At 59.3% G+C, this 13,731-nt stretch carries 12 protein-coding genes; 10 read left to right on the top strand and 2 right to left on the bottom strand.

Features of this window, described 5'->3' with window-relative positions:
* Position 1 precedes the first annotated feature (1 nt).
* Genes LIX15_RS14570 through LIX15_RS14580 form a run of 3 tightly spaced genes read left to right on the top strand, consistent with a single transcriptional unit; the run spans position 2 to position 4,561 of the window.
* Positions 2–2,932: a DNA-directed RNA polymerase subunit A' gene (locus LIX15_RS14570; protein ID WP_227773890.1), complete on the top strand. Its 2,931-nt coding sequence runs from the start codon at positions 2–4 to the stop codon at positions 2,930–2,932.
* Complete coding sequence (gene rpoA2, locus LIX15_RS14575) at positions 2,925–4,109, top strand: DNA-directed RNA polymerase subunit A'' (RefSeq protein ID WP_227773891.1); 1,185 nt, start codon at positions 2,925–2,927, stop codon at positions 4,107–4,109. Before LIX15_RS14570 ends, rpoA2 begins: the two co-directional genes overlap by 8 nt.
* A complete protein-coding gene (locus LIX15_RS14580; RefSeq protein WP_227773892.1) occupies positions 4,109–4,561 on the top strand; it encodes a NusA-like transcription termination signal-binding factor in 453 nt (150 codons plus the stop codon). Before rpoA2 ends, LIX15_RS14580 begins: the two co-directional genes overlap by 1 nt.
* 41 nt (positions 4,562–4,602) lie before the next feature.
* On the opposite strand, the gene LIX15_RS14585 is transcribed toward LIX15_RS14580, so the two are convergent.
* Positions 4,603–5,016 (bottom strand): VOC family protein, encoded by a 414-nt coding sequence (locus LIX15_RS14585; protein WP_227773893.1) that lies wholly within the window; start codon positions 5,014–5,016, stop codon positions 4,603–4,605.
* Between the two features lie 134 nt (positions 5,017–5,150).
* Between LIX15_RS14585 and LIX15_RS14590 the strand changes: the two genes are divergently transcribed.
* The 3 genes from LIX15_RS14590 (at position 5,151) to LIX15_RS14600 (ending at position 7,016) form a co-directional block, all read left to right on the top strand.
* On the top strand, positions 5,151–5,783 hold the full coding sequence (locus tag LIX15_RS14590; protein WP_227773894.1) for a TetR/AcrR family transcriptional regulator: 633 nt from the start codon (positions 5,151–5,153) through the stop codon (positions 5,781–5,783).
* Between the two features lie 183 nt (positions 5,784–5,966).
* On the top strand, positions 5,967–6,395 hold the full coding sequence (locus LIX15_RS14595; protein ID WP_049971655.1) for a 30S ribosomal protein S12: 429 nt from the start codon (positions 5,967–5,969) through the stop codon (positions 6,393–6,395).
* Positions 6,396–6,398: 3 nt separating this feature from the next.
* Positions 6,399–7,016, top strand: coding sequence for a 30S ribosomal protein S7 (locus tag LIX15_RS14600; protein ID WP_227773895.1), 618 nt, complete (start codon positions 6,399–6,401; stop codon positions 7,014–7,016).
* Between the two features lie 259 nt (positions 7,017–7,275).
* On the opposite strand, the gene LIX15_RS14605 is transcribed toward LIX15_RS14600, so the two are convergent.
* The gene (locus LIX15_RS14605; protein WP_227773896.1) at positions 7,276–8,031 is read right to left on the bottom strand and encodes a DUF5781 family protein; all 756 of its coding nucleotides are present in this window, start codon (positions 8,029–8,031) and stop codon (positions 7,276–7,278) included.
* Positions 8,032–8,172: 141 nt separating this feature from the next.
* Here LIX15_RS14605 and LIX15_RS14610 point away from each other — a divergent pair, with 141 nt between their 5' ends.
* The 4 genes from LIX15_RS14610 (at position 8,173) to tuf (ending at position 13,728) form a co-directional block, all read left to right on the top strand.
* Positions 8,173–10,362 (top strand): elongation factor EF-2, encoded by a 2,190-nt coding sequence (locus LIX15_RS14610; protein WP_227773897.1) that lies wholly within the window; start codon positions 8,173–8,175, stop codon positions 10,360–10,362.
* A 463-nt stretch (positions 10,363–10,825) separates the two neighbouring features.
* Positions 10,826–11,362: an amino acid-binding protein gene (locus LIX15_RS14615; protein WP_227773898.1), complete on the top strand. Its 537-nt coding sequence runs from the start codon at positions 10,826–10,828 to the stop codon at positions 11,360–11,362.
* Positions 11,359–12,309 carry a homoserine dehydrogenase gene (locus LIX15_RS14620; RefSeq protein ID WP_227773899.1) on the top strand — a complete coding sequence of 317 codons (951 nt, stop codon included), beginning with the start codon at positions 11,359–11,361 and terminating at the stop codon, positions 12,307–12,309. The genes LIX15_RS14615 and LIX15_RS14620 overlap by 4 nt, the downstream gene beginning before the upstream one ends.
* Before the next feature lie 153 nt (positions 12,310–12,462).
* On the top strand, positions 12,463–13,728 hold the full coding sequence (gene tuf, locus LIX15_RS14625) for a translation elongation factor EF-1 subunit alpha (protein ID WP_227773900.1): 1,266 nt from the start codon (positions 12,463–12,465) through the stop codon (positions 13,726–13,728).
* Positions 13,729–13,731: the final 3 nt, after the last annotated feature.

A 13,731-nucleotide genomic window follows, 5' to 3' on the forward strand; every position in this document is an offset into this window, starting at 1 on the left:
CATGGCAACAAATCAAACTCCCAAAGAAATCGGCTCCATCAGCTTCGGCTTGATGGATCCGGAGGAGTACCGCGAGATGTCGGCGACGAAAATCATCACCGCCGACACCTACGACGACGACGGGTTTCCAATCGACATGGGACTCATGGATCCCCGACTGGGCGTCATCGACCCCGGTCTGGAATGTAAGACCTGCGGGCAACACTCCGGGTCGTGCAACGGTCACTTCGGTCACATCGAACTCGCCGCACCGGTCATCCACGTCGGCTTCACGAAACTCATCCGAAGACTCCTTCGCGGCACCTGCCGCGACTGTTCTCGACTTCTCCTAACCGAGGAGGAACAAGAAAAGTATCACGGGATGCTCACGCGGACGAAGGAACTCGGCAATGACATCACCGACGTGACGAAGGCGGCGATTCGAGAGGCTCGAAAGAAAGACCGCTGTCCGCACTGTGGCGAAGTCCAGTACGACATCAACCACGAGAAACCGACGACCTACTACGAGGTTCAACAGGTTCTCACGAGCGAGTATTCGGAGCGCATCGCAACAGCGATGCAGGGTCGAAATGAGGAAGGCGAGGAGGACGAAGACCGCGACCCAATCGCCCCGCCGGAACTCGCAGAAGAGACGGGCATCGACCTCTCGCGCATCAACCAAATCGTCTCGGGAGAATTCCGTCCGCGGGAGGAAGACCGCAAGGCCATCGAGAAAGCACTGGACATCGACCTCACCACCGAGGACATGAACAAGCTGATGCCCTCGGACATCCGCGATTGGTTCGAGGACATCCCAGACAGCGACATCGAAGCGCTCGGTATCGACTCCGACCGCTCGCGGCCCGAGTGGATGATTCTCACCGTCCTCCCGGTGCCGCCGGTCACTGCTCGGCCGTCGATTACGCTGGACAACGGTCAGCGTTCCGAGGACGACCTCACCCACAAGCTGGTGGACATCATCCGTATCAACCAGCGGTTCATGGAGAACCGCGAGGCGGGTGCCCCGCAACTGATTATCGAGGACTTGTGGGAACTGCTCCAGTACCACGTCACGACGTTCATGGACAACGAGATTTCGGGCACGCCGCCAGCCCGTCACCGCTCCGGGCGTCCGCTGAAGACGCTTAGTCAGCGGTTGAAAGGGAAGGAAGGTCGCTTCCGTGGTTCGCTGTCCGGAAAGCGCGTGAACTTCTCGGCGCGAACCGTCATCTCACCCGACCCGACGCTCTCGCTAAACGAAGTCGGCGTGCCACAACGCGTCGCCCGCGAGATGACCCAGACGATGAACGTGACGCCGCGCAACATCGAGGAAGCCCAGCGCTACGTTCGAAACGGACCCGAGGGTCACCCCGGCGCGAACTACGTCAAACGACCGGACGGACGACGTCTCAAAGTGACTGAGAAAAACTGCGAGGAACTGTCGGAAAAGGTCGAACCTGGATGGGAAGTCAACCGTCACTTGGTCGACGGCGACATCGTCATCTTCAACCGGCAGCCGTCCCTGCACCGGATGTCCATCATGGCGCACGAAGTCGTCGTGATGCCGTACAAGACGTTCCGACTGAACACCGTCGTTTGTCCGCCGTACAACGCGGACTTCGACGGGGACGAGATGAACATGCACGCCCTCCAAAACGAGGAGGCACGCGCGGAGGCGCGCGTGCTCATGCGCGTGCAGGAACAAATCCTATCCCCGCGCTTCGGTGAGAACATCATCGGCGCGATTCAAGACCACATCTCTGGAACGTATCTGCTCACGCACGAGAATCCACAGTTCAACGAGACGCAGGCGCTCGACCTGCTCCGCGCGACTCGAATCGACGAACTGCCGAAACCGGACGGGGAGGAAGACGACGGAACGCCGTACTGGACCGGTCGGACGCTTTTCTCGGAACTCCTTCCCGACGGACTCGAACTCGAATTTACGAGTTCGGCTGGCGACACCGTCGTCATCGAGAACGGCCAACTCGTCAGCGGAACGATTGACGAGGACGCGGTCGGTGCCTTCGGCGGGGAAATCGTCGACACTATCTGTAAGGTGTACGGCGAAACCCGCGCGCGCCACTTCATCAACGAAGTCGCGACGCTGGCGATGCGCGCCATCATGCACTTTGGTTTCTCCATCGCTATCGACGACGAGACGATTCCGACGGCGGCCCAAGAGCAAATCGACGAGGCGATCGACAACGCCTACGATCGCGTCCAAAACCTCATCACGACGTACGAGAACGGCGAACTCGAATCCCTACCGGGCCGAACGGTGGACGAGACACTCGAAATGAAAATCATGCAGACGCTCGGCAAGGCCCGTGACTCGGCCGGTGACATCGCGGAAGATCACTTCGCGGACGATAACCCGGCGGTCATCATGGCCGAATCCGGTGCGCGTGGGTCGCTTTTGAACCTGACCCAGATGGCCGGCTGTGTCGGCCAGCAGGCAGTTCGGGGCGAGCGAATCAACCGCGGATACGAAGACCGAACGCTCAGCCACTTCCAAGCGGACGACCTGTCCGCGGACGCTCACGGCTTCGTGGAAAACTCCTACACCGGCGGCTTGAGTCCGCTTGAGTTCTTCTTCCACGCGATGGGTGGCCGAGAGGGACTCGTGGACACGGCGGTTCGTACCTCCAAGTCCGGCTACCTCCAGCGCCGTCTCATCAACGCGCTGTCCGAACTCGAAACGCAGTACGACGGCACAGTGCGCGACACCAGCGACACCATCGTCCAGTTCGAGTTCGGTGAGGACGGAACCTCGCCGGTTCGGGTGTCCTCCGACGAGGAGAATCCGATAGACGTGGAAGGCATCGCGGACAGAATCATAGACGAAGAGTTCGACAGCGAGAACCGCAAGCTCGAATTCCTCGGGGAACGGCAACCGCCGACGAACCTCTCCGAACACGCCGACGCACGGCAGGTGGAATCAGATGACTGAAGTTACGGACGATATGGAGGCAATCGTAGAGGACACGGAGCTTCCGCGACGCCTCAAAGACGAAGTGTACGAGACCATCGAATCGCGTGATTCGGTCTCCATTGAACAGGCAGACGAAATCGCACGCGCCGTCGAAACTCGCTACTTCAACACGCGGGTCGATCCGCTCGACCCCGTCGGAACGGTGAGCGCCCAGTCCATCGGGGAACCGGGAACGCAGATGACGATGAACACGTTCCACTACGCCGGTGTGGCGGAAATCGACGTGACCCAAGGGCTTCCGCGACTCATCGAACTCGTGGACGCCCGGAAGACGCCGGACACGCCGATGATGACGGTGTTCTTGGACGATGAGTACGCCGACAACCGCGAACGCGCCCACGAAGTCGTCTGGGAAATCGAGGCGACGAAAATCCTGGCGCTCGGCGACATATCGACCAACGTCGCCGACATGATCGTCTCCATCAACTTAAACGAGGATACGCTCGAAGAGCGGATGATTTCCCCCGACGAGGTCGCGGGCATTATCGAAGACAGCCTCGGCGTCGAAACGAACCAACAGGGCACGGTCATCGAGTTCGGTCCCGACCAGCCGAGTTACCGCAAACTCCTCCAGTTGGTCGAAGAACTCCGCGAAATCGTCTTCAAGGGTATCGAGGACATCACGCGCGTCGTCATCCGCAAGGAGAAAACGGACGAGGATGGCGAGGAGTTCGTCCTCTACACCGAAGGGTCTGCGTTCGGCGATGTTATCGAAATCGACGGCGTTGACGCCTCGCGAACCACGTCGAACAACATCCACGAGATTTACCGCAATCTCGGCGTCGAAGCGGCCCGCGAGGCCATCATCGAGGAGACGATGGACACGCTGGAAGAGCAGGGTCTCGACGACGTGAACGTTCGACACCTGATGCTCGTTTCGGACATCATGACCAACCGGGGGACCATCGAATCCATCGGTCGCCACGGTATTTCCGGAAGCAAGGAATCCGTCCTCGCGCGTGCGGCGTTCGAGGTGACGGTGAACCACCTGCTCGATGCCGCCATCCACGGCGAAATCGACGACCTGAACGGCGTCATCGAGAACGTCATCGTCGGCAAACCGATTAAACTCGGCACGGGTGACGTCGACCTCCGAATGGGTTCGGTCAGTCGCGGTGCAGAGCCTTCGGACTGATGACGATCACGCTCAGCGATACGGCACGCCAGTACATCGCCCTCTTCGAGGACGAGACGGGCGCGACGGCCCGTGACTGCGTCGTGTTGACCGAGGGGGACGAAACAACCGATGGTGATGATGCAACTCGCATCATCTTCGTCGTCAAGCCGGGCGAAATGGCGCAAGCCATCGGCCCCGGCGGCGCGAGCGTGCAGGCGGTCGAAGATCGCCTCGACGCGGACGTGGAACTGGTGGAAGACGCTGACAGCGCGGCGACGTTCGTCGCAAACGCGCTCGCTCCGGCGGAAGTCCATCACGTCACCATCAGCGAAAACGACGATACGGTGGCCTACGCCGAAGTTGAGCAGGCCGACACCGGGGTCGCCATCGGTGCGGGCGGTCGCAACATCGAGGCGGCGAAACTGCTGTCGGAACGTCACTTCGACGTGGACGACATCCAGTTGACGTAACCGGTTCGGTTTTTTTTGCGGTTGAGAACTGCGATTTTTCGCTACAACTCGCTCCTGCTGGCACGAGGCGGTTCTTGGATGACGATTTCGTTCCCGTCTGAGTCGGTCGCGACTGCTTGGACACCCCAGTCCATCTCTTCTGGTTCGTTGCGGAAATCGACGCCGCGTTCGTGAAGTTCTTCGTACGTCTCTCGACAGTCGTCTACTTCGTAAATTAAGCCGAAATCCGATCCGATTAGAGTACGCATCCGCTCTGCATCGTCGTCGTCGAATCCGTCAGGCGACATTAGAACGAGTTCGGCGTTCTCGTCTCGTTCTGGCGCAACTGCAACGAATCGTCCGTGTGGGCCTGGGTGGTCTCTCGTGATCTTGAATCCCAACTTTTCGGTGTAGAACGCGACTGCTTCGTCTTGGTCTTCGACGATACGGGTTACCATCGATAATTTCTCGAACATTGTGGTTTTCCTCGGACTTGGCCAATTTAGCCGCCTGGCTAATTTCCTGTAAAACACGCTATCGTATAAGCGTTTCTAGGGATTCGGGGACGAAGCCGAGTATTTGACTTTCCGCGAGCACGTACCGATTCGATATGCCTGACCCCGGAGACGAATTTTGGGACGAGTTCGACACTCACGAGATGATTATGGAAGCAACAGTCTGGGTGCTAGCAGAGGGGGGATACAGTGGGTTGACACTCCGAAAAATCGCGGAACGAGCAGGTAAAAACCGGGGATTGGTTCACTACTACTTCGATTCGAAGGATGACTTGCTTCAATCTCTGCTCGACCACATTTTTGACGGAATGCAACGGTTGATGGGTCTCGATGAGACGGACGAACCACTCGAACGACTGTGGACTGCGCTGAGGTTCTTCGCATACGGGCCGGGGGGCGTTGACGAGAACGGTCGCCATTACTATTTGGCGATCCTCCAACTGAAAGCCTTAGCGCCACACGATGCCGAAATTCGCCAGCGACTCACCCGGAACTATCGCTACACGGTTGATTTGATACAAGCCACCATCGAGGAGGGAATCGAACGCGACACCTTCCATTCGGTTGACCCGGAAGCAACTGCCACCTTTTTCGTCGCGGCTATTGACGGGGCACGAAGCACGGATCTTACTCTCGATACTACTACAGTGCGTGAGACGACGATGGACGGAATCGAACACGTCGTATCGGAGCTCCTCGTCGCGTCGGCAGATTCCGGTGGCTGTTGAATCGAAGTACCGACTCGAGGAGCATACACCACTTTCGGTACGCCGAACGAACCCGTTGACTCGGCTTAGACTCACTGAAACGTGTTCAAATTGCTTTATCGTACCCTTTCGAGCAACCTGCGGGCGTAACGCCAATCACAAAAGACACTGTTTAAGTAGCTCCATCAAATAGTTCACAGCATAATGGCGAACGGTAAGTACGCGGCTCGGAAGCTGAAGAAAGACCGCCAGAACCACCGGTGGTCTGACTCCGATTACGCCCGACGAGAGCGCGGTCTCGGTGAAAAATCCGATCCTCTCGAAGGTGCGCCGCAAGGCCGAGGTATCGTGCTGGAGAAAGTGGGAATCGAAGCGAAACAGCCCAACTCCGCGATTCGAAAGTGCGTCCGTGTCCAGCTTATCAAAAACGGTAAGCAGGTGACGGCGTTTTGTCCCGGCGACGGTGCAATCTCGTTCATCGACGAACACGACGAGGTCACCATTGCGGGTATCGGCGGTGCGAAGGGTCGCGCGATGGGCGACCTTTCCGGCGTCAACTACAAAGTGGAGAAAGTCAACGGCGTGAGCATGGAAGAACTTGTTCGCGGCAATGCGGAAAAACCGGTGCGATAAATCATGAGCGCAGACGAAGAACAACCGGAACCCGACGCACACGTCGGAACGGAAGGCGAAGGTGCCGCCGCGGAACTGTTCGGCACGTGGGACGTGACGAACATCGAGTTCAACGACCCGAGCACGGAACGCTACATCTCGGTGACGCCCGTCGCGCACACGATGGGTCGCCACGCCGGGAAGCAGTTCCAGAAGAGCGAAGTCAGCATCGTCGAGCGCCTCATCAACCGTCTCATGCAGACGGAAGAGAACACGGGCAAGAAACAGCAGACGATGAAAATCGTCCGTAACGCGTTCGACATCGTCCACGAGCGCACCGAGGAGAACCCAGTGCAGGTACTCGTCCGCGCGGTCGAAAACGCCGCCCCGCGTGAGGAAACCGTCCGCCTGAAGTACGGTGGCATCTCCGTCCCGAAAGCAGTCGACGTCGCGCCCCAGCGCCGCGTTGACCAGTCGCTCAAATTCATCGCGGAAGGTGCCCACGGTGCCTCGTTCAAGACCGCGACTGACGCCGAGGAGGCGCTGGCACAGCAGCTCATCGGTGCCGCGGATTACGACGTCCAGACCTACGCGATTAACCAGAAAGAAGAGAAAGAGCGCGTCGCTGCTGCGGCACGTTAAATTTCGCTACTCTCTTTGGACTCGATTTTCCCTTGTTTTCGCTCTTTCAGCGACGGCGCTTTCGGATGCAAGGGGATGTCCGAACTCGACAGTGATTCGAGTTTGCTGGTACCATCCGAAATGTTGTTTGATTGCCAGTAGCAGCTCACGAAGATCTCGTACGCTGTCAGTACAGGCCTTCGGAAGTGAATTCCTCAGCCCTGTACCGGCACGCGCCACCGTGGTTTGTGTCGAGAGCTGCTATCTTCGAATCGGATCTTCAGTCCGCGGCTTGCCCGCTATCATTACTTCCGAGGACGTACTCTTCGGCGGCGTCCACGAGCGCCTTCCGGTATTCGCTCTCGTCGGGGTCGTCGTCGAGTGAGAGGAATCGGTATTTGAACCCCTGCACGTTCACGGTCGGGGCGTCGCGGGAGGCGGTGCGGGCGAGGTCGTAGAGGCGGTGGTCGCGGGGGACGAGGTCGTGGCGTTCGACCAGTGCGAGCGCGAAGGCGGCGTTCACGGCGGTCATTTCGGGGTCGGTGGTGGCGGTCATCCTCCTGCCCCGCGGGTGTGTTGGACGGTCTGCAACCGCTGTGGCGAGCTCGGACTCGAGGAATGCGACGAGTTTGTCGCTCGGGCCGACCTGAAGGGTGATATCGTCGGCGTAGATGTCCTTCATGTGGTTCGCAATCTGGTAGCAGTGGGTGAGCTTTCGACGCTCGACCGACTTCCCCGCGAACGCGAGAAACAGGGCCTCCGCGGTCGATTGGGTGTGCGAGGGATGGGACTGCTCGTTGCGGGCCATGTGTGAGTACTCGTGGAGTGCGAGTTCGCGGGCCATCGCGCTGCTCGCGGCGTGCCGCGAAATGTTGAGAACGTGGTGGTCTCCGGGGTGGGACGTCCACGTCCGCTCGTCCGGGTCGTCACGAACGCGGACGTGAACCGGCCTGTCGAGGTCGTGCTCGGTTTCGAATAGGTCGGAGGCGCTAAGAAACGGGGTCGGGGGTGTAGAACCGTGTACTCGTATATCCATGCGTGTTGTTGACACGCCCTGGTCGGCTATTACTCTTGTGCCGTATGAGACTGTTTGGCAGGGAAATGGGCCATTTCCGGCCGTTGGCCGGGCGCGAAAACACTACGCTTTTCAACCTCGTACAGGTAGGGATACCCATATATGGGTAGACGAAAGAAAATCGTCGAAAAGTGCGAGCGGCTCATGGACAAACCGGAGCAGATCCGGAACATTGCGATTGCCGCCCACATCGACCACGGTAAAACGACGCTAACGGACAACCTCCTCGCTGGCGCAGGGATGATTTCGCAGGAAGGTGCGGGTCACCAGCGCGCGATGGACACGGAAGAGGACGAGCAGGAACGCGGTATCACCATCGACGCAGCGAACGTTTCGATGACCCACGAGTACGAGGATACCGACTACCTCATCAACCTCATCGACACCCCCGGCCACGTGGACTTCGGTGGGGACGTCACCCGTGCAATGCGTGCCGTCGACGGTGCTCTCGTGGTGGTCGACGCAGTCGAGGGAACGATGCCCCAGACGGAAACCGTTCTGCGACAGGCGCTCCGCGAGGGCGTTAAGCCAACCCTGTTCATCAACAAGGTCGACCGCCTCATCAACGAGCTTCAGGAAGGCCCGGAGGAGATGCAGGAGCGTCTCCAGACGGTCATCCGCGAGGTTAACGAACTCGTCCGCGGAATGGACGAGGAGAAGTACGAAGAAGGCTGGAAGGTGTCCGTCGAGGACGGCACCGTCGCGTTCGGTTCCGCCCTTTACAACTGGGCGGTGAGCCTTCCGTCGATGCAGGAAACCGGCATCAACTTCGGCGACATTATCGAACTCAACCGAGAGGGAGAGGAAGGTATCGCGGAGCTTCGAGAGCGCTCCCCGCTCTCGAACGTTGTGCTCGACATGGTTGCGGAGCACTTCCCGAACCCGCTCAACGCACAGCCGGAACGTGTTCCTACCGTCTGGCGTGGTGACGATGAGACACAACTCGCGGAGGACATGCGTCTCGTGAACAAAGACGGCGAAGTCGTCTTCATGGTCACGGACATCGGTATGGACCCACACGCGGGCGAAATCGCCACGGGTCGTCTGTTCTCCGGGACCCTCGAAAAGGGTCAGGAACTGTACGTCTCCGGGACGGCAGGCAAAAACCGAATCCAGAACGTCGGTATCTTCATGGGCGGCGAGCGTGAGGACGTAGAGCGCGTCCCCGCAGGGAACATCGCGTCCGTCACCGGTCTCAAAGACGCCATCGCCGGTTCCACGGTTTCCTCCGTCGAGATGACGCCGTTCGAGTCCATTGAACACATCTCGGAACCCGTCATCACGAAGTCCGTCGAGGCGAAGAACATGGACGACCTGCCGAAACTCATCGAGACGCTTCGTCAGGTGTCCAAAGAAGACCCGACCATCCAGATTACCATCAACGAGGACACAGGTGAACACCTCATCAGCGGGCAGGGCGAACTCCACCTCGAAGTCATCACCCAGCGTATCGAGCGCAATCAGGGTATCCCGGTGACGACTGGTGAGCCTATCGTCGTGTACCGCGAACAGGTGCAGGGCGGCACGGAGACCGTCGAGGGTATTTCGCCGAACCGCCACAACCGATTCTACCTGACGGTCGAGCCGCTCAACGACGAAATCGTCGAGAAAGTCAAACTCGGCGACGTGTCGATGGACATGCCGGAGCAGGAACGCCGCGAAGCCTTGCAAGAGGCGGGTATGAACAAAGACACCAGCCAGAACGTCGAACACATCCACGGGACGAACATCCTCATCGACGACACGAAGGGTATCCAGCACCTGAACGAGACGATGGAACTCGTCATCGAGGGTCTGGAAGAAGCGCTCGACGACGGGCCGCTCGCGGCGGAGCCCGTACAGGGTACGCTCATCCGTCTCAACGACGCTCGACTCCACGAGGATACCATCCACCGCGGTCCCGCACAGGTCATCCCTGCGGTTCGACAGGCGGTTCACAACGCGCTCATTCACGGGCACGTCAAGCTCCTCGAACCGATTCAGAACGTGCGCATCGACGTGCCGAACGAGCACATGGGTGCCGCGTCCGGTGAGATTCAAGGCCGACGTGGTCGCGTAGACGACATGTACCAAGAGGGTGACCTCATGGTCGTCGAGGGTATCGCGCCCGTTGACGAGATGATCGGATTCGCCAGCGACATCCGCTCCGCGACCGAAGGTCGCGCATCGTGGAACACGGAGAACGCCGGGTTCAAAGTCATGGCGGACAACTTGCAGGACGAGAAAATCATGGAAATCCGCGAGCGCAAAGGCATGAAACTGGAACTGCCGCAGGCCGTCGATTACTTCTAAACGACGGTTCTTGTTTCGCCGATTCTTTTTCGACCGTTTGTACCGAGAGCGTTCGCTCTGGGGGACTTTCCATCATTGCGGTCAACCTCCCTCGAAAAGTGAACCAATGGCACTGCCGACGATGGCGATATTATCGTTCCCCTCTGTGCACGATTTCGGCATCGCACACGGGGCACATCCGGTCGCGGCTGTCGAACGCCGTCTGACAGAATGCACAGACGTGGTCTTTTGCTATACTGTCATTGCTTGCACCAACTGCATCTGTGAATCGCATCGTCTATCACCAGTCTCCCCCTTTTCCTTCCAGGGGTATTACTACGCGCTCGTTAACGAGTCGCATAGGGGTTGGTTAATTCGGGTTGCAAACCGTTTTGCATCCGTTTCATTCCGTTGTTGTCTCCGTATTGGAGAATTTTGCGACCGCCTGAAGGTTTATTGCTGACTACGCCCCAACCCTGCTACCATGGCCGACCACGATGGGCACGTGCAAGCGTACACGGTTCGGTTGGAACTCGCCGACGAACCGGGCGAACTGCTTCACGCGCTCGAACCGATAGCCGAACACGGTGGTAACTTGCTGAGCGTCTTTCACGAACGCGGCTCGCTCACGCCGCGGGGACACATTCCGGTCGAAGTCGATTTGGAATGTCCTCCCGACCGGTTCGACACCATCGTCTCCGCATTGCGCGAAGCAAGTGTGAACGTCATCCGGGCCGGGGCGGAGCGATACGACGAAGAAATTACCGTCGTCTTCACGGGGCACATCATCGACACCGATATTTCGGACACGCTTTCACGGATTACGACCGAATCGAACACCTCCGTTGTCGATATTTCGCTCTCCGCGCCCGAGGGAACCAGCGACGTGTCCAGCGCGCGACTGCGCCTTGCAACCGATTCCGCGGACACGGTTGACGTTCTCGACACGGTAACGACTATCGCGGACGAAAAGGAACTGCGCGTCATCGCTCCGCTGACGGAGCGGGAGGCATCCGCATGAAACTCGCAGTGCTCGGCGCGGGTGCCGTGGGGCGCTCGGTTGTGGAACTGGCGGGGGAGTACGGTCACACCGTGACCGCGCTGGCCGATTCGACCAGTGCCGTGGTTGATGCGGACGGAATCGACGTAGAAGCCGCCTCGGCCCGGAAAGACGACGATGAAACAGTTGGAACGGTCGCGCCCGACGCCGTTTTCGAGAGCGAGTACGACGTGTTGGTGGAAGCGACGCCGACGACGCTCGGCGACGCACAACCGGGATTCGACCACGCTCGCACGGCGCTCGAATCCGACCGCCACGTCGTTCTGGCGAACAAAGGGCCGGTGGCCGAGCGATACGCCGAACTGCGACAATTGGAGGCGGAAAGCGATGGCCGCGTGCTGTTCGAGGCGACGGTCGGTGGCGCGATACCCGTCCTCTCGACCATCGCGGATATTGGGCCCGATAACGTCACGGCGGTTCGCGGCGTGCTGAACGGAACCGCGAACTTCATCCTCTCGCGGATGGCCGCGGAGGGACTGAGTTACGAACACGTTCTCGCGGAGGCACAAGACCTCGGTGTCGCGGAAGCCGATCCGTCGTTCGACGTGGATGGCACCGACGCCGCGCTGAAATGCGTCATCCTCGCGAACGTGCTGTTTGGCGAGCGGTACACTATCGCCGATGCGGAGGTTGCGGGCATCCGCGATTTGCCCGGGAGCGCGCTCGAACTGGCGAGCGAAGACGGATGGACGATTCGACTCGTCGGCGAAGTCGCGCGCGACGGTATTCGGGTTGGACCGCGACTCGTGCCGGAAAACGGAACTCTCGCCGTTTCCGGCACGCGCAACATCGTTCAGTTCGAAACGAGACACGCAGGACGACTCAATATCAGCGGACGCGGCGCGGGTGGTCCCGAGACTGCATCAGCGGTGTTGTCGGACGTGACGACGCTGTCCCGGGAGGAGTGAACGAAACGGTCTGATATGTTTCATTGCTCGTCCGTGTCAATTGTTCCCACTAACCGCCAGACGGCGGGCAGATGCCCTGCAAGACGTATCGAAATGGTTTTAACCGCTTCTGCCAAATAAATCCGACAGAGCGCGTCTTCGCGTGAGATAACAATGAGCGACAAACCACACCAGAACTTGGCCATTATCGGCCACGTTGACCACGGTAAGAGCACGCTGGTCGGGCGACTCCTCTACGAGACGGGGAGCGTACCCGAGCACGTCATCGAACAGCACAAAGAAGAAGCCGAAGAGAAAGGCAAAGGTGGATTCGAATTCGCCTACGTGATGGACAACCTCGCAGAAGAGCGAGAACGTGGTGTCACAATCGACATCGCCCACCAAGAGTTCGACACCGACGATTACTACTTCACCATCGTCGACTGTCCGGGTCACCGTGACTTCGTGAAGAACATGATCACGGGTGCCTCGCAGGCGGACAACGCGGTTCTCGTCGTCGCGGCAGACGACGGTGTCGCGCCGCAGACCCAGGAGCACGTCTTCCTCGCACGCACGCTGGGTATCGACGAGCTCATCATCGCCATCAACAAGATGGACGTCGTCGACTACTCGGAAGACTCCTACAAGGAAGTCGTCTCCGAAGTCAAAGACCTGCTCAAGCAGGTTCGATTCAACACCGACGACGCCGAGTTCATTCCGATTTCGGCGTTCGAAGGCGACAACATCGCAGAAACGAGCGACAACACGTCGTGGTACGACGGCGAAATCCTGCTCGAGGCCCTCAACAACCTCGAAGCACCGGAACCGCCAACGGATGCCGACCTCCGTCTGCCGATTCAGGACGTCTACACGATTTCCGGCATCGGTACGGTGCCAGTCGGACGTATCGAGACGGGTGTGCTGAACACGGGCGATAACGTTTCGTTCCAGCCAAGCGACGTCGGCGGCGAAGTCAAGACCGTCGAGATGCACCACGAAGAGGTGCCAAAGGCTGAACCCGGCGACAACGTCGGTTTCAACGTGCGCGGCATCGGCAAGGACGACATCCGTCGCGGTGACGTGTGTGGCCCGGCCGACAACCCGCCAAAGGTCGCAGAGACGTTCAAGGCCCAGCTCGTCGTGATGCAGCACCCGTCCGTCATCACGGCTGGTTACACGCCGGTCTTCCACGCCCACACGGCACAGGTCGCCTGTACCGTCGAGGAAATCAACCACAAGCTCGACCCTAAAACGGGCGAGGTCGCCGAGGAGAACCCTGACTTCATCAAGTCCGGTGACGCTGCAGTCGTGACGGTTCGACCGCAGAAGCCACTCAGCATCGAGCCGTCCGGCGAAATTCCGGAACTCGGTTCCTTCGCTGTCCGTGACATGGGTCAGACCATCGCGGCCGGTAAAGTCCTCGAAGTCAACGAGAAATAAACG

It is taken from the genome of Haladaptatus pallidirubidus (genome assembly GCF_020700235.1).
Taxonomy (GTDB): Archaea; Halobacteriota; Halobacteria; order Halobacteriales; family Haladaptataceae; genus Haladaptatus; species Haladaptatus pallidirubidus.

Coding starts and splice junctions, on each gene's coding strand:
- LIX15_RS14605 (WP_227773896.1), bottom strand. CDS start 8,031: ATGGATATACGAGTACACGGTTCTACACCCCCGACCCCGTTTCTTAGC.
- LIX15_RS14620 (WP_227773899.1), top strand. CDS start 11,359: ATGAAACTCGCAGTGCTCGGCGCGGGTGCCGTGGGGCGCTCGGTTGTG.
- LIX15_RS14610 (WP_227773897.1), top strand. CDS start 8,173: ATGGGTAGACGAAAGAAAATCGTCGAAAAGTGCGAGCGGCTCATGGAC.
- LIX15_RS14580 (WP_227773892.1), top strand. CDS start 4,109: ATGACGATCACGCTCAGCGATACGGCACGCCAGTACATCGCCCTCTTC.
- LIX15_RS14595 (WP_049971655.1), top strand. CDS start 5,967: ATGGCGAACGGTAAGTACGCGGCTCGGAAGCTGAAGAAAGACCGCCAG.
- LIX15_RS14615 (WP_227773898.1), top strand. CDS start 10,826: ATGGCCGACCACGATGGGCACGTGCAAGCGTACACGGTTCGGTTGGAA.
- tuf (WP_227773900.1), top strand. CDS start 12,463: ATGAGCGACAAACCACACCAGAACTTGGCCATTATCGGCCACGTTGAC.
- LIX15_RS14585 (WP_227773893.1), bottom strand. CDS start 5,016: ATGTTCGAGAAATTATCGATGGTAACCCGTATCGTCGAAGACCAAGAC.
- LIX15_RS14590 (WP_227773894.1), top strand. CDS start 5,151: ATGCCTGACCCCGGAGACGAATTTTGGGACGAGTTCGACACTCACGAG.
- LIX15_RS14570 (WP_227773890.1), top strand. CDS start 2: ATGGCAACAAATCAAACTCCCAAAGAAATCGGCTCCATCAGCTTCGGC.
- rpoA2 (WP_227773891.1), top strand. CDS start 2,925: ATGACTGAAGTTACGGACGATATGGAGGCAATCGTAGAGGACACGGAG.
- LIX15_RS14600 (WP_227773895.1), top strand. CDS start 6,399: ATGAGCGCAGACGAAGAACAACCGGAACCCGACGCACACGTCGGAACG.